Below are 15,112 nucleotides of genomic sequence, written 5' to 3'. Positions count from 1 at the left end.
AGCCGACTCGACGGGCTCAACGGTCAGAACGAGCCGACTCGACGAGTCGGGGTCAGGTGAGGTCGGCGATGACGATGGTGTGGTTGTCCGGCTCTCCAGCGGCGGCGACGGCTGCCGCGACGGCGTCGGCGACCTCCTGCGGACCGGCCTCGGCGGTGATCAGGGCGTCCAGGTCGTCCGCGTAGGTGTGGACGCCGTCGGTGGTCAGCACCAGCCGGTCACCCGGCAGCAGGTCGAGGGTGATCTCGTCGGCGACGACTCCGGGGACGAGGGCGCGGTTGAGCACGGACCGGTGCTCGTGCGAGCGAGCCTCCTCGGCGCTGAGCTGGCCCGCCTCGACCATGGCGGCGACCACGGTGTGGTCGTGGGTGACCTGGCGTACCTCGCCGTCGCGCACCAGGTAGAGCCGCGCGTCGCCGATGTGGGTGATCCGTGCGGTCGAGCCGTGCAGGTCGACGGCGGTCAGCGTGGTGCCGGCCTTCGAGACGTCGCGGGCGACCTCGGTGATGGCGTTGGCCAGGCCCCCGGCGGCGTACGCAGTCAGGGCTGCTCCGGCCAGATCGTCGCGACCGCCGAACCCGTCGGCGACCGCGATCAGCTCGGGGGTGACCAGGACGGCGTCCTGCTGGCTGGCTCGGCCACCCTGCTCGTGGCTGACGCCGAACTCTGCGTGCAGCTTGTCGGTGGTAGTGGTCATCGGTCGTGCCTCGTTCCTCAATCGATGGACGAGGACGGAGACCATGGTGCGACGCGTCGCGGTGTCGGCCTCGACCTGGCGCCAGTAGGTCTCGACCTCAGCCGCCGCACGCGCAGCGGGCATGTCGAGGACCTCGCGGATCCGGGCCAGCGGCATCCCGACCAACCGCAGCGACGCCACCAGCCGGGCGCGTTCGACCTGGTCAGGCGCGTAGCGACGATAGCCGGACGAAGCGTCGACCTCGGCAGGCAGCAGCAGACCCAGGTCGTCGTACAACCTCAGTGCCTTCGGCGTCAGTCCGGTCGCCCGGGCGAAGTCGCCGATGTTCACCAGCCCCGCCGCCAGGCCGCTCATGATCGCTCGCTCATGGTCACCATCCTCCCCGGTGAAGGTCACCGGTGGAAGAAGATTCGTGCTTCCCCTTGGGTCAACCTCAAGCCCTGCGTGTCGAGCGGCGTACGCGACTGGGTCTCGACAAGCTCGACCACCGGAGGCCCCGGTTTGCGCTCACAGATAGGTTCACCTCCATGAAACTGCGTGCGCGTGCGCTTGAGCTTCTCGTCTTCACGGTCGGTGCGGGCACCCTGGGATCCGAGATGGCGGCGGCACGGCTCCTCGCTCCGTGGTTCGGCGACTCGACGATCGTGTGGGCCAACACGATCGCGACGGTGCTGGTCGCGCTCGCGATCGGCTACTCCGTCGGTGGCCGGCTCGCCGACCGGAACCCGAACCCTTCCAGCCTCGCCAAGATCGTGCTGTTCGCCGCTCTGCTGCTGGCTGCCGTGCCATTCGTCGCCAAGCCGTTCCTGCCGCTGGCGGTCAGGGCGGTCGAACAGCTCAGCATCGCTACCTTCGCCGGCTCGCTGGTCGGGGTGGGAGTCCTGCTCGCCTTCCCTCTGTTCCTCCTCGGCATGGTCAGCCCGTACGCCGTCCGGCTGAGCGTCGAGTCCGTCGAGGACTCCGGCCACGCAGCCGGCCGGCTCTACGCGATCTCGACGATCGGCTCGCTGGTCGGCACCTTCGCCGCCTCGCTGTTCCTCATCCCTGTGGTCGGGACGCAGCGTACGTTCTTGATCTTCGCCTTCCTGATCGCGCTCGCCACGATCCCGCACCTGGTCCGCAGGGACTCGGTCAAGTCCGCGCTGCCCGCCGTGCTCGTACCGATCGTGATCCTCGGCCTCACCGCGTTGCCGACCGGGTCGGTCAAGACCGTGACCAGCAACGGCGGCGAGGTGATCTGGGAGAAGGAGACGGAGTACCAGTACGCCCGGGTCGTCGAGTACGACGACGGCAGCCGCTTCCTCGAGCTGAACGAGGGCCACGCCGTGCACTCGGTCTACAACGAGGGTGAATGGCTCACCGGCGCCTACTGGGACGAGATGCTCTCCCTGTCCTACGCCGGCGCGGAGGCCCCGAAATCGGTGGCGATCCTGGGCTCGGCCGCCGGGACGACCGCGCGCCAGTTCGGCCACTTCGCCCCCGAGACCCGGGTGGACGCCGTCGAGATCGACGAGGACGTCACCAAGGTCGGCCAGGAGCTCTTCGACCTCGAGGACCAGCCGAACCTCCACCTCCACACCGCCGACGCCCGTCCGTGGCTGCAGAAGCAGACCCGGAAGTACGACGCGATCATGGTCGACGCCTACCACCAGCCCTACATCCCGTTCTACCTGACCACGAAGGAGTTCTTCGCGCTGGCGAAGGACCACCTCAACCCGGGCGGGGTGCTCGTCGTGAACTCAGCCCACCCGGAGGGCTCGACCGCGCTGGAGAAGGTTCTCACCGCGACCCTGCGGACCTCGTTCGGCGACGCCGTCTGGCGCTCGGACTCCGGCTCGACCAACACCCACCTGATCGCGACGGTCGATCCGGATGCCGACCCGGTCGCGAGCCTCACTGCCACCGCCGAGTCGCAGCCCGCCGAGCTGGCCGGCGCCCTCACCGACTCCGCCTCCCGGCTCGAGCCGGGGATCCGGGGCGGGACGGTCTACACCGACGACGTCGCGCCGGTCGAGTGGCTCACCGACCTCAGCCTGCTCGAAGTTGCCTGACCCGCTCGGGCGCTTCACCTCCCCGATCGGAGTCTTGCGCAGGCATCCCACGCAGACCTGGTCGGGCGCGACCCTGCTGAGCCGGCGCGGCGGCAGGACGTGCCAGGTGCCCAGACGGCGACCGCACATGGTCGACACGTACCCGTTGGTCTTCTTGCCCGAGCGAAGGTGCCAGAAGCTGCCCCGGTCGGTCCGGTAGACCAGCGGGTCCTTCGCCAGGACCGGCGGCCTCTCGCTGGATCCCATGCTGAGTCTTGCGTCTACGAACACGAATTCCCCCCAAGGAATGTCGATGGCTCTCGTCGTTGAGTGCCTCGAGACGCCGGTCTCCAGCGGGGGCCAGGTGCCCAACGCCCCGAGGCTTGTTCGACCATAAGTCCACTCATTGCAATGGGTCAAGGCTGAAAGGGTGGGGCTATGCGGCTATTCGGGATCTGTACGGCTCAGTAACGTGTTCCCCCTATGAGCAACCCCCGTCCGCGCGGCCTGCCGAAATACCTCCACGTGGCCGACTACCTGCGGGCCCAGATCGACGACGGCACCTACCTGCCGGGCGAGCGCCTACCGACCGAGCCCGAGCTGATGGACACCTTCCCCTACGACCGCGCCACGATCCGGCGCGGCCTGGCGGTGCTGCGCAACGAGGGCCTCATCACCAGCGAGCAGGGCCGAGGCGTCTTCGTCCGCGACGCCACCAAGACCCGCTACGACCTGATGAGCATGCTGATCACCGACCCGAGCCACCCGGCGAAGCCGGATGCGGCCTACCACCAGCCGCCGCGAGGCCCCGACGACGGCATCTCGGTCGAGCACTCCTACGAGGTGATCGCAGCCGGCGAGAAGCTCGGGGAGGCCTTCGACCTCGACCCGCGCAGCGAGCTGCTCAGCACCACCTTCACGTTCTTCATCAGTGGCGACACCGCCGAGTACCGGACCACGGCCTACATCCCCTATCCGCTGGTCGTCGACACCCCGCTGGCCACCCCGACCGAAGACTGGCCGCAGCCGCCGATCAAGGACCTGCTGGCCACGGTCGGCGTGAAGGTCACCACGGTCGCCATGGACATCGAGTCACGGATGCCGACGCCGCAGGAGACCTTCGACCTGCAGATCCCCGACGGCACCCCGGTCCTCTCCGACCGGCGCCGATTCCTCGCCGACGACCGCGTCGTGTGCGTCACCGACTCGGTCGGGGTCGCCGACCGGATCGTCTACGGGCTGGACCTCAAGCTGCAGTAAGCCTCGCTGATCACCCGGTGGTCGAGCCGCCGGAGCCGCTAAGCGGAGGCGTGTCGAGACCAACACAGTCCCCCTGTCGCGCTCGATGGGACCGTGTTGGTCTCGACACGCTCGGCCGCAGGCGGCCTCACGGCTCGACCAGCGGTGCGGTCAGGCCAGGTCGTGGACGAACTCGGAGAGCTGGGTGAGGTTGCGGCACTCGCGCATCTCGATGATCGAGCCGTAGCGGGTCGCCTCGGAGTCACCGGTGTCCCACTGCGTACGGACCTCGGGGTTGAGCCAGTGGGCGTGCCTGCTCGCGTCGGCCATCGCGCGCAGCGAGTCGACGGCGAGGTCGGAGTAGTTGGACCGGGCGTCGCCGAGGATCAACAGGGACGACTTGGGGCCGAGGGCGTCGGCGTGACGCTCCTGGAAGAGCGAGAAGGCCCTGCCGTAGTTGGTGCGGCCCATGCGGGCCGAGTGCTCGGTCGCCTTCGTCAGCTCGGTCATCGTGTCGACCAGGTCGGCGCCGGGCTTGAAGTACGACGTGACCTCGTGGATCTCGTCGACGAACGTGAAGGCCCGCACCTTGCCGAACTGCTCCCGCAGCGCGAAGACCAGCATCAGCGTGAACGTCGCGAAGTTGGACACCGAGCCCGATACGTCGCACAGGATCACCAGCTCGGTGCGGTGCGGCCGCTTGGGCCGGAAACGCAGGTCGACGGGGACGCCGCCGGTGGACATCGAGGACCGGAGCGTACGCCGCAGGTCCACCGCTCCGCGGCGGCGAGCGTGGTGCTCCTGGGTGAGCCGGGTCGCCAGCCGGCGCGCCAGTGGGTAGATCTCGCGCCGGAGAGCCTCCAGGTCGGAACGCCGCGCGTGCAGGAAGTCGAGCTTCTCGATGGTGGGGCGTACGGCGATCTTGGCGATCTGCTCGGGGCCCTTCTCCTCCGCGATCCGGCGGCGGGCGTCGGCCTCGACGAGGCCGGAGAAGCGGTCCACCCGACGGGCGCCGACCCGGGCGGCCTCCTCGTCGGTCCAGCCACCCTGCTGGAGCCCTTCGATGAGCCGTGCGGTGAGCTCGTCGGTCGAGAGCCGGCGCAGCGCGGTGTAGGACGACCATGAGCTCAACCCAGGACCACGGCCGGGCATCGCGCCGAAGCGCGCCACCGCCTCGGCGGCCAGCTGACGGAGCATCTCGACATCGTCGGCCTCCAGGGCCTCGCTCAGTCGCGAGGTGAACTCGGAGAGCGCCTCGGGCCCGTCCTTCGCCACTCCGGCGGCCTCGGCCGAGCCAGGCGCGAACAACTCAGTCATCCCCGAGCCGACCATCCGCGGGAAGTAGAGCTCGAAGAGCCCGTCGAACGTGGCCCGCTGGCTGGCACGCTTGACCAGGGTCGCGGCGTACGCCTCCTTGACCTGGGTGCGGTCGTTCCAGCCGATCAGGCCGAGGGCGGTGACCGCGTCGAGGCCCTCGGAGAGCGACACCGGCAGCCCGGCTCCCCGAAGCGCTTCGAGGAACTCGATGTGCCGGTCGAGAAGAGTCACCTCTTCAGCCGCAGCTCTCGGACCGCGCGGTCGACGTCGGAGGAGTGCTTGAGCACCACGCCGAGGGTGTCGGCGACGGCCTTGTCGGAGAGGTCGGTGATCTCCAGCGCGATCAGGGTGCGCGCCCAGTCGACCGACTCGGCGATGCTCGGAGACTTCTTGAGCTCGAGCTCACGCAGCCGGCCCACGACCGAGACGAGCTGGCGGGCGACCTTGTCGTCGAGCCCAGGCACCTGGGAGAGCACGATCTCGCGCTCCCGGTCGGCGTCGGGGTAGTCGAGGTGGAGGTAGAGGCAGCGTCGCTTGAGGGCCTCGGAGAGCTCGCGGGTGGCGTTGGAGGTGAGCACGACCAGCGGGCGGCGGGTCGAGGTCATCGTGCCGAGCTCGGGGATGGTCACCTGGAAGTCGGAGAGCACCTCGAGCAGCAGACCCTCGACCTCGACGTCGGTCTTGTCGACCTCGTCGATCAAGAGCACGGTTGGCTCGGAACGGCGGATCGCGGTCAGCAGCGGCCTGGTCAGCAGGAACTCTTCGGAGAAGATGTCGTCGTGGGTCTCCTCCCACGCCTGGCCGTCGTTGGCGGCCTGGATGCGGAGCAGCTGCTTCTTGTAGTTCCACTCGTACAGCGCCCGGGCCTCGTCCAGGCCCTCGTAGCACTGCAGCCGGACCAGCTCGGCCCCGGTCGCGCGGGTGATCGCCTTGGCCAGCTCGGTCTTGCCCACGCCGGCCGGTCCTTCGACGAGCACCGGCTTCTCCAGCGCCCCCGCGAGGTAGGTCGTCAGCGCGGTCGAGTCGTCAGCGAGGTAGCCGACGTCTCCCATACGGGTGACGGCCTCGGCGGGCGAGGAGAACCAGGAAGACGTACGCGAAGGCATGACGCGACACTAGCGAGTCCGGGCCTCGCCTGCTCCCGGTGTCCGGATGAGACCTTCGTCATGAAGCCGCTGATCCTGACCTGAACCGTCACCGAGCAGCCATTTCGTCGTTGAGCAGGGCGTGCACTCGGACACGCCGCGATCGCTGACGCTTGTTGTCGTCGCCATGAAGGTATGCGCGCTGACGGCGCTGGCAGCCTTCTGCCTGGTTGCTCTCGCCGAGCAGTCCGAGCCGCGGTCGCTGGCGAAGAAGGAGCAGCCCGAGCTCGCCGCGATGCTCGAGCAGCACCACTGCGTGGCTCCGCCGACGATCGCGCCCTGGCGCCGGGAGAGCGCCATCATCCGCTCACCGCTGGGCGAGCTGAAGCATGTCGCTCTCGACGTCGGGCAGCTGATCGAGGAGGGCAAGGCCCGCGGCGAGCTGATCGCCTTCTGCGCGGACCCTGCCCCCTAGGGCACGTCTGGTCAGCTGGCCTCGGCGAGCGTGTCGGCGAACAGGCCGAGCACGCGGTCCAACGCAGCCCGATCACCCTCGACCTTGAGCCCGGCCTCGGCGATCGCCGCATCCACGGGGTAACCCATGAACACCACACCGGTCCAAGCCGTCGAGTCACCCGCGATGGTGACGTCGGCGTCCTCGAGCGTGCCTTCGGCGAGGTCGAAGTGGTTGCCGTTCCAGATCAGCCGGAACTCCTGCGGGTCTGCCTCGGGACGTCGTAGGTCCGTCAGCTCCCAGGCGACGCTGATCGGCTCCGGGGTGGTCGCGCTGCCGGGCGGCACCATCGTGCGCATCGCCACCATCACGCCGCTGGGCGTCATTCCTGCGGACATGACCGGGAAGCGAGTCGAGCCGTGGGCCCAACGACCGAGCGCTCCGAGGATCGACTCGAGCTCGCGACCCCACGGCGTGAGGGCGTAGGCCGTCGTCTTGGTGATGTAGCCGAGCTCGGTCTCCACCACGACCCCGGCGTGCTCCAGGAACTGCAGCCGGTCCTTGAGCTCGGCGGTGTCGACCCCGATCACGGAGGACTCCAGGTCACGTGCGGTGCGCGGCCCGAACATCAGCTCACGCACCACGATCAGGCTCCACCGATCACCGATCAGGTCCAGTGCGTGCGCAGCCGCGCACGCGTCTCCCAGGTCCCCATAGGTCAGGTTCAGGGTCACGTCGATCCTCTCCGAGTCGTTCGAACCCATCAAGGCTAGTGAGCCTGAACTACGCGTGGTCAGTGCCAGAGGTCCCGGCGTGCCGGTGAAATGCTGTCGCTACGCGATGGTTGCGTACGCAGCGGCCACCCGCTCCACGGCCCGCCGGTCGCCCTCGATACCGATCGTGCCGACCGGCGCACCGGCGAAGACCACGCCGGCCCAGGCCGACGAGTCGGCGGCGACGGTGGTGGTCGCGGGCGCGTCGTCAGCACCCTCGGCCAGCTCGAAAAGGTCCTCGTCCCAGTGCAGCGCGTAGCGGCGTACGCCTGCGGCGGGACGCCGCTCGTCGTGCAGCTCGATCGCCATCCGGACCGGGCCGTCGCCCCACTCGGACATCGTGGCGTAGGGCGCCATGGTGCGCATCGCGACGATCACCCCGTCGGGGGTCATGCTCCCGTCCACCGGGAAGCCGGGCGAGTGCTGCGCCCAGTGGCCGAGCGACCGCATCACGTCTTCCAGCCCCTGCCCCCACTCGGTGAGCCGGTAGACGCGGGTCTGTCCGAGGTCGTCGAGCCGGGCCTGCTCGACGACACCGCTGTTCCGCAGCGCCTTCAGCCTGGAGGTGAGCACGGCAGGCGTGATCCCGACGACGGCCGACGCCAGGTCCGCGAACCGGCGCGGACCGAGCAACAGCTCGCGCGCGATCACCATGCTCCACCGATCCCCGATGACGTCCATGGCGTGCGCGGTCGCGCAGGCGTCACCTAGATCGGCGTAGGTCTGCTTCTTCGGCATCGATCCTCCAAACTCTCTTCACAAGAGTATCAACTATGTTTAACGTAGTCTGTATGACCACCATCTCACTTCCTCCGGTCGTCGACCGGACGACCTATCTGCACGAGCGCGACGCGCTCCTCGACCGCGAGAAGGAGCACACCCGCGCCGGCGACGCTCTCGCCTCGGCGCGTCGACGGCTTCCGATGACCGAGGTCGACGCGGCCGCACCCCTCGTCGGCTCCGCTGGACGGGTCAGCCTGCTGGACGCCTTCGAGGGGCGTACGCAGCTCTTCGCGAGCTACCACATGTGGCACACCGGCCATGCCGCCGCCGACCAGTGCGAGGGGTGCACGTTCTTCAGCGGCGGCGTGAGCGAGCTCGGCTACCTGCACTCGCGCGGGGTGACGTACGCCGTCTTCTGCCAGGGGCCCTATCCGGAGAGCTCGCGCTACCGAGACTTCATGGGATGGGAGATGCCGTGGTACTCCGTGCCCGAGGAGTCGTGGGACGTCCTCGACGTCCGCGGGTTCTTCGGCGGCAAGGTCTGCTACCTGCGCGACGGCGAGCGGGTCTTCGAGACCTACCGCACGACCGGTCGCGGCGTGGAGCCGATGTCGGCGTCGTACGGGATCCTGGACATGACCGTCTACGGACGGCAGGAGACCTGGGAGGACTCACCGGAGGGCTGGCCGCGGCGCACAGGCATCGACGGCAGCCAGTTCCGTAGCGAGGAAGGGGTGACGACCAACCATCGCGCCGGCGTGAGCGGCCGCCCGACAGCGCAGTGGTCGCGGCTCGCCGCCGGGCGCGACGACGATCTCGGATCGACTACCGCCCCGACCGCCGACCACTGCTGTCACTGAGGAGATCCAGATGCGTACGACGATCGCCCTGCCCACCCGGGACCGCGCCCGGTCTCGCGCCTTCCTCCGCGACGGCCTCGGCCTCGAGACTCCCGGCGACCCCGCCGAGGACGGGGTGCCCGAGCCGTTGCGGGCGACGCTGTCGGACTCCTGCGAGGTGATGATGATCCCGACCGGCGGGTTCAAGTGGGTCACCGGCCAGCTCGACGACGAGCCGATGGACGCGGCCGCGCTGCCCCCGGAGGGCCCGAAGCAGTGCCTGGTCACCATCGAGCTCGGCTCGCGCGACGATGTCGAGGCGCGCTATGCGGCCGCTGTGGCTCTCGGCCGCGGCATGATCGAGCCGGAGTCGGCGCCGTGGGGTGAATACCGCGCGGTCGTCGCCGACCCCGACGGACACCTGTGGCAGCTGACGGCGCACTGAGGGCCGGCCCGTGTCGCCCTTAGAATCTCCGTATGGCCGGAGACGACACGCGGATGCTGCTGCTGGGGGCAGTGGCGCTGTTCGAACCCGTCAACGGCTACCAGATCCGGCGTGAGCTGATGTCGTGGCAGGTCGACCAGTGGGCCAACATCAACCCGGGCTCGATCTATCACGCGCTGACGTCGCTGACCGAGAAGGGCCATCTGACCAGGCACGATCTGGTCGACAACGGACGGACGGTCGCGGTCTACGAGATCAGCGCCGGCGGCCGCGCCGAGCTGGAGCGCCTGGTCACCCGCTCGCTGGAGGCGGTCGACGTCTACAACGGGGTCTCCTTCTACGCCGCGTTCTCGCTGGTGCCGCTGCTGGAGCGGGCGGCCGTGGCCGAGCGCCTGAGCATCCGGCTGAAGGCCCTGGAGCGCACGATCAAGGAGCTCGACGCCGCGGTCCGGGTGAACGTCCGCATGGTGCCGCCCCACACCGTCGCCGCGCTGCACCTGCAGATCGACAAGCTCCGCTCGGAGCGCGCCTGGCTGGCGGAGGTCTTGGACGACGTACGCAGCGGCAAGCTGTTCTTCGCCGGCGACGCACCCGACTGGGCCCCTGCCGACGACGACCCGGGATGGCAGATGGACGCCGACCGGAAGCGCTATCGAGAGATGTTGCGCGGCTGAGCCGACCCGGATCGGGCGGTGATGGTTTGACAACTCGGGATCAAAATTGAACACTCACGATATTCAAGTTTGAATATCCAGGTAAATCGGGTGATGTTGTCGGTGGTCCGTGCTTGTCTGGGACTTGCACGCACAAGGGAGTGAAACATGATTCATGCACGCGGCCTGAGGCACACTTTCGCCTCCGGCCATGGCAAGCAGAAGAAAGAAGTCGTCGCGGTCGACGGAGTCGACCTCGACGTCGAAGAGGGCGAGGTGGTCGGCTTCCTGGGCCCGAACGGCGCAGGCAAGACAACCACGCTTCGCATCCTCACCACGCTCCTCAAACCCACAGCCGGCGCGGCCAGCGTTGCCGGCTTCGACGTGGCCACGCAGTCCGTCGAGGTCCGCAGAAGCATCGGCTACTGCTCCCAGGTCGGATCGACCTTCTCAGGGGCCTACGCCGGCGACGAGGTCGTCGACCACGGCATGCTCTACGGGATGTCCAAGAAGGACGCCGTCGCCCACGGGCAGGCGCTCTTCGAGAGGCTTCAGCTCGACGGGTTGTGGCGTCGCAAGCCGCGCAACATGTCGGGCGGGCAGAAGCGCCGCCTCGACATCGCGATGGCGCTGATCCACGCCCCCAAGCTGGTCTTCCTCGACGAGCCCACCACCGGGCTCGACCCGCAGGCACGGGCCAACCTGTGGGAGCACATCGCTTCGCTGCGTACGGACCACGGGGCGACGGTCTTCCTGACCACCCACTACCTCGACGAGGCCGACACGCTCGCCGACCGGCTCGTGGTCATCGACCAGGGCCGGATCGTCGCCAACGACACCCCAGAGAACCTCAAGGCCGCCATCTCCGGCGACCTGGTCTCCTTGGAGGTCGCGACCGACGAGCAGGTCGCGATCGCGCGCGACAAGCTCGGCTCGATCTCGGAGGGCGTCGAGGTCGACGACCGCCTGATCAGCGGCCGGGTGCCCCGGGCCGGCAAGGCCGTCCCCGGGCTGCTGCGCGACCTGGAGTCCAACGGGGTCTCGCTGGAGTCGATCGAGATCGCCCGGCCGACCCTGGACGACGTCTTCCTGACGCTGACCGGACGCAGCCTGCGTGACGCCGAGGCAGGGGCACCCGAGCCCGACGTGGCCGACGACCAGGCACAGGAGGCCACCCGATGAGCGAGCGCAAGCGAGCGACAATGGGCGTCAGGCCGCGTACGTATTCTTCGAACTGCCCTACGGAGGTGGCGGCATGACCGAGTTCCAGCAGCCCGTCCTCAAGTCCGGTTTCTTCCGGGAGTCGATGGTCGTCTTCAACCGGCAGCTGCGGATGAACCTCCGCAACCCGGCGTGGGTGCTCATCGGCGTGATGCAGCCGATCCTCTACCTGGTGCTCTTCGGCCCGCTGCTCGAGCCGCTCATCGAGGAGCTCGGCGGCAACGCCTACAACTGGTTCGTCCCCGGCATGCTCGTCCAGCTCGGCATCTTCGGTGCGATGTTCGCCGGCTTCTCGCTCATCGGCGAGTGGCGCGAGGGCGTCATCGAGGCCGAACGGGTCACCCCGGCCTCGCGCGGCGCACTGCTGTTCGGTCGCCTCTACCGCGACCTGCTGCAGATCCTTGTGCAGGCGATCATCCTGGTCGCCCTGGGCCTGCTGATGGGCATGGACTTCAAGCCCGTCGGGATCGTCGTCGGCATCGCGATCACCGTGATGATCGGTGGAGCCGGAGCCGCCGCGTCCAACGCGTTCGCGCTGCTCGTGAAGAGCGAGGACGTGATGGCGCCGGTGACCAACATGCTGCTGATGCCGATCCTGCTGCTCTCGGGCATCTTCCTGCCGATGAGCTTCGGGGCCCAGTGGCTCCAGGCGCTGGCCGATGTCATCCCGACCAAGCACATCGTCGACGCGGTGCGAGCCTCGTTCTTCGGTGACCTCGGGGTGGGCGACATCGGCTGGGGCGTCGGGTGGACCGCCGCCCTGTTCGCGCTCGCGGTCTGGTGGGGCATCTCCACGTTCCGCAAGGAGAATGCTTAGCGGTCGTGCGGGTCGTTCTCAGTAGCGACTCAGCGAGGGGTGGCAAGGTAGGAAGTGTGAACAGCCCTGCCACCCCCCGTGATGGGTCCAGCGACGGCCCGGGCGACAAGCCGCACGTGCTGGTCGTCGACGACGACAAAGCCGTGCGTGAGTCGCTGCGCCGGTCGCTGGAGTTCAACGGCTACGTGGTCGCCCTCGCCGGTGACGGCGCCGAGGCGCTCGCCGGCATCGCCAACCACGGGCCCGACGTGGTCGTGATGGACGTGATGATGCCCCGGCTCGACGGCATCGAGGCCACCAAGGCGCTGCGGGCAGCGGGCAACGACGTACCCATCCTGGTGCTGACCGCCCGCGACGCCGTCGGTGACCGCGTCGAGGGCCTGGACGCCGGGGCCGACGACTACCTCACCAAGCCGTTCGCGCTCGAGGAGCTGCTGGCTCGGCTGCGCGCGCTGCTGCGCCGTGCCGCCCCGATCGGCGAGGACGACGAGGAGACGCTGACCTTCGCCGATCTCTCCATGAACACCACCACCCGCGAGGTGACCCGGGGCGATCGGGCCATCGAGCTCACCCGCACCGAGTTCACGCTCCTGGAGATGTTCCTGCGCCGGCCCCGCCGCGTACTCGACCGGTCCTTCATCCTCGAAGAGGTCTGGGGCTACGACTTCCCGACGACCGCCAACTCGCTGGAGGTCTACGTCGGCTATCTGCGGCGCAAGACCGAGGCCGAGGGCGAGGCCCGGCTGATCCACACCGTACGCGGCATCGGCTACGTCTTGAAGGAGCCGTGAGCAGCGCCGTGACCACGACGGCCACCAGCTCGCGCTACCGCGGCTCCCTGGCGGGCCGGGTCACACTGCTGACGACCCTCGCCGTCGCCGGCTCGATCGCGCTGATCGCGATCGGGCTCTACTTCGCCGTTCGTGTCCAGCTGCAGGCCAACATGGACGAGTCGCTACTGAAGCGGGCGACGGCGGCGGCGGAGAACCCGTTGCTGATCCGCAACACCCGCACCGGGGAGACTGTCCCGACCTGGGTCCTCAACGCCAGTGACATCCAGGTCGCGGAGGTGAGCGACCACGACTCCTGGTCGCCGACGCAGAAGAGCTTTCCGCGTCCGGGCCCGCCCGAGGTGAAGGTCGCCACGAGGGAGGTGCCGATGATGGCGCGCACCATCGCGACCGGGGACGGCGACTTCCGGGTTGTGACGGTGCCGATCTCCGGCAGCGATACGGCGCTGATGCTGGCGCAGTCCCTGGAGCCGCAGAAGGCGATGTACAAACGGCTCGGCTTCGTCGTGCTCTTCTTCGGCGCGGCCGGGGTCGTCGCGGCGGCGCTCGCCGGGTGGGTCGTGGCTGCGGGCGGGCTGCGTCCGGTCCGACGGCTGACCGCCTCGGTCGACCGGATCGCAACCACCGAGGACCTCACCCCGCTCCCGGTCGAGGGCGACGACGAGATCGCCCGGCTGGCGACCTCGTTCAACCGGATGCTCTCCACCGTCGCCGCGTCCCGCGACCGCCAGCGGCAGCTGGTCGCGGACGCGTCACACGAGCTGCGTACGCCGCTGACCTCGCTGCGCACCAACGTCGAGCTCCTCACTCAGGCCGATGCCTCGATCTCGGGCGAGCAGCGAGCCGACCTGCTCGGCGACATCCGCGCCCAGATCGAGGAGCTCACCAACCTGATCGGCGACCTCGTCGAGCTCGCCCGCGACGCGCCCGCCGAGCCGACGCTCGAGACGGTCGACCTCTCCGAGGTGGTCGACCGGGCACTCTCCCGCGTACGTCTGCGGGCGCCATCGGTCACGTTCACCGAGGAGCTGACGCCGTGGTGGGTCATGGCCGACGCCGGCTCGCTGGAGCGGGCGGTCACCAACCTCCTCGACAACGCCGCCAAGTGGTCGCCCGAGTCGGGGACCGTGCACATCGGCCTGCACGAAGGCGAGCTCACCGTCGACGACGAGGGACCCGGCATCGCCGAGGACGACATCCCCTACATCTTCGACCGGTTCTACCGCTCGACCGAGGCCCGCTCGATGCCCGGGTCCGGGCTCGGGCTCGCGATCGTCCGGCAGATCGCCGAACGCACCGGCGGGTCGGTCTCCGCGGCCCGCTCCCCCCACGGCGGCGCGCGGATGACGCTGCGCCTGCCCGGCTCGGCCTCTCCCCGGCCGGTCGAACCGCACACGGAAGTTCTGAACCGATGAGATACGCCATCCTGGCGCCCGGTCTGCTGGCGCTGCTCTCTCTCACCGCCTGTGGAGCCGAGGAGCCTGCCACACCGTCAGCATCTGCCTCCGCGTCCGCCTCGGGGGATGCTGCCGAGGAGACGTTCAACCCGTGCGACGGGCTCGACATCGCCCCCGTCGAGAAGGCCCTCGGCGCCCAGCTCCGCGTCGAGAAGGGCACCTCGGCGGCACCACGCTGCGCGCTCCTCCCCGTGGATTCGGGCGGCACTGCGTACGAGCTGAACTACCTGCCCTTCAACGGCACGCTCGCGGAAGCGTGGAAGACGATGGACGTGCAGTCCGGGGACGTCAGCGGGCCGAAGGTCGAGGGCGCCGACGACGCCCGGCTGGTCAAGCAGCAGGGCGTCAACTCGTACGCCGTCACCGGATTCGTCCAGAACGGCTCCCTGATCCAGAGCTTCAACTCCGTCGATCTGGAGCCCTACGACGGCGACGCCATCGACCGCGCCGCTGTGGCCCTGCTCGAACAGCTCAGCGCCAACGCCCCGTAAGCGAAGCGTCACGCGCGTCGGCCGAAGCGTCACGCGCGTCGGCCGAGATGGCACCGTGGTGCCATCTCGGCCGACGCCAG

Annotated in this window: 16 protein-coding genes; 11 read left to right on the top strand and 5 right to left on the bottom strand. The window is 69.0% G+C overall.

The features are described from left to right. Positions 1 to 52 precede the first annotated feature (52 nt). Positions 53 to 1,093, bottom strand: a complete 1,041-nt coding sequence (locus IEY84_RS11030; protein ID WP_221208552.1) for a MerR family transcriptional regulator — start codon at positions 1,091 to 1,093, stop codon at positions 53 to 55. A gap of 131 nt (positions 1,094 to 1,224) precedes the next feature. Here IEY84_RS11030 and IEY84_RS11025 point away from each other — a divergent pair, with 131 nt between their 5' ends. Continuing rightward, on the top strand, positions 1,225 to 2,748 hold the full coding sequence (locus IEY84_RS11025) for a spermidine synthase (RefSeq protein ID WP_229788586.1): 1,524 nt from the start codon (positions 1,225 to 1,227) through the stop codon (positions 2,746 to 2,748). A gap of 462 nt (positions 2,749 to 3,210) precedes the next feature. Next, positions 3,211 to 3,987, top strand: coding sequence for a GntR family transcriptional regulator (locus IEY84_RS11020; protein WP_189129301.1), 777 nt, complete (start codon positions 3,211 to 3,213; stop codon positions 3,985 to 3,987). Positions 3,988 to 4,137: 150 nt separating this feature from the next. On the opposite strand, the gene IEY84_RS11015 is transcribed toward IEY84_RS11020, so the two are convergent. Continuing rightward, on the bottom strand, positions 4,138 to 5,514 hold the full coding sequence (locus tag IEY84_RS11015; protein WP_183542984.1) for a vWA domain-containing protein: 1,377 nt from the start codon (positions 5,512 to 5,514) through the stop codon (positions 4,138 to 4,140). Continuing rightward, on the bottom strand, positions 5,511 to 6,389 hold the full coding sequence (locus IEY84_RS11010; RefSeq protein ID WP_183542982.1) for an AAA family ATPase: 879 nt from the start codon (positions 6,387 to 6,389) through the stop codon (positions 5,511 to 5,513). Before IEY84_RS11010 ends, IEY84_RS11015 begins: the two co-directional genes overlap by 4 nt. Positions 6,390 to 6,555: 166 nt before the next feature. On the opposite strand from IEY84_RS11010, the gene IEY84_RS11005 reads away from it, so the two are divergent. Beyond that, positions 6,556 to 6,843 carry a hypothetical protein gene (locus tag IEY84_RS11005; protein ID WP_183542980.1) on the top strand — a complete coding sequence of 96 codons (288 nt, stop codon included), beginning with the start codon at positions 6,556 to 6,558 and terminating at the stop codon, positions 6,841 to 6,843. Positions 6,844 to 6,854: 11 nt separating this feature from the next. Here IEY84_RS11005 and IEY84_RS11000 read toward each other — a convergent pair whose 3' ends face one another. Together IEY84_RS11000 and IEY84_RS10995 are read right to left on the bottom strand one after the other, a co-directional pair. Continuing rightward, the gene (locus tag IEY84_RS11000) at positions 6,855 to 7,556 is read right to left on the bottom strand and encodes a winged helix-turn-helix transcriptional regulator (RefSeq protein ID WP_183542978.1); all 702 of its coding nucleotides are present in this window, start codon (positions 7,554 to 7,556) and stop codon (positions 6,855 to 6,857) included. Between the two features lie 99 nt (positions 7,557 to 7,655). Continuing rightward, positions 7,656 to 8,333 (bottom strand): winged helix-turn-helix transcriptional regulator, encoded by a 678-nt coding sequence (locus IEY84_RS10995; protein ID WP_183542976.1) that lies wholly within the window; start codon positions 8,331 to 8,333, stop codon positions 7,656 to 7,658. A 53-nt stretch (positions 8,334 to 8,386) separates the two neighbouring features. Between IEY84_RS10995 and IEY84_RS10990 the strand changes: the two genes are divergently transcribed. From IEY84_RS10990 to IEY84_RS10955, 8 genes are all read left to right on the top strand, one after another. Continuing rightward, entirely contained in the window at positions 8,387 to 9,178 is a 792-nt protein-coding gene (locus IEY84_RS10990) for a DUF899 family protein (RefSeq protein ID WP_183542974.1), read from the top strand. A 10-nt stretch (positions 9,179 to 9,188) separates the two neighbouring features. Next, positions 9,189 to 9,602: a VOC family protein gene (locus tag IEY84_RS10985; RefSeq protein ID WP_183542972.1), complete on the top strand. Its 414-nt coding sequence runs from the start codon at positions 9,189 to 9,191 to the stop codon at positions 9,600 to 9,602. Between the two features lie 32 nt (positions 9,603 to 9,634). After that, the gene (locus IEY84_RS10980; protein ID WP_229788585.1) at positions 9,635 to 10,276 is read left to right on the top strand and encodes a PadR family transcriptional regulator; all 642 of its coding nucleotides are present in this window, start codon (positions 9,635 to 9,637) and stop codon (positions 10,274 to 10,276) included. 147 nt (positions 10,277 to 10,423) lie between these two features. Then, positions 10,424 to 11,437 (top strand): ATP-binding cassette domain-containing protein, encoded by a 1,014-nt coding sequence (locus IEY84_RS10975; RefSeq protein ID WP_183542970.1) that lies wholly within the window; start codon positions 10,424 to 10,426, stop codon positions 11,435 to 11,437. A gap of 73 nt (positions 11,438 to 11,510) precedes the next feature. After that, the gene (locus tag IEY84_RS10970; RefSeq protein ID WP_183542967.1) at positions 11,511 to 12,293 is read left to right on the top strand and encodes an ABC transporter permease; all 783 of its coding nucleotides are present in this window, start codon (positions 11,511 to 11,513) and stop codon (positions 12,291 to 12,293) included. Positions 12,294 to 12,349: 56 nt separating this feature from the next. Then, positions 12,350 to 13,084: a response regulator transcription factor gene (locus tag IEY84_RS10965; protein WP_444544192.1), complete on the top strand. Its 735-nt coding sequence runs from the start codon at positions 12,350 to 12,352 to the stop codon at positions 13,082 to 13,084. Further along, positions 13,081 to 14,499: a HAMP domain-containing sensor histidine kinase gene (locus IEY84_RS10960; protein WP_229788583.1), complete on the top strand. Its 1,419-nt coding sequence runs from the start codon at positions 13,081 to 13,083 to the stop codon at positions 14,497 to 14,499. The genes IEY84_RS10965 and IEY84_RS10960 overlap by 4 nt, the downstream gene beginning before the upstream one ends. Continuing rightward, a complete protein-coding gene (locus IEY84_RS10955; RefSeq protein WP_183542965.1) occupies positions 14,496 to 15,032 on the top strand; it encodes a hypothetical protein in 537 nt (178 codons plus the stop codon). The genes IEY84_RS10960 and IEY84_RS10955 overlap by 4 nt, the downstream gene beginning before the upstream one ends. Positions 15,033 to 15,112: the final 80 nt, after the last annotated feature.

The sequence above is a fragment of the Nocardioides albus genome (assembly GCF_014648255.1).
Taxonomy (GTDB): Bacteria; Actinomycetota; Actinomycetes; order Propionibacteriales; family Nocardioidaceae; genus Nocardioides; species Nocardioides albus.
This window is presented reverse-complemented; position numbering and strand designations above follow the sequence as displayed.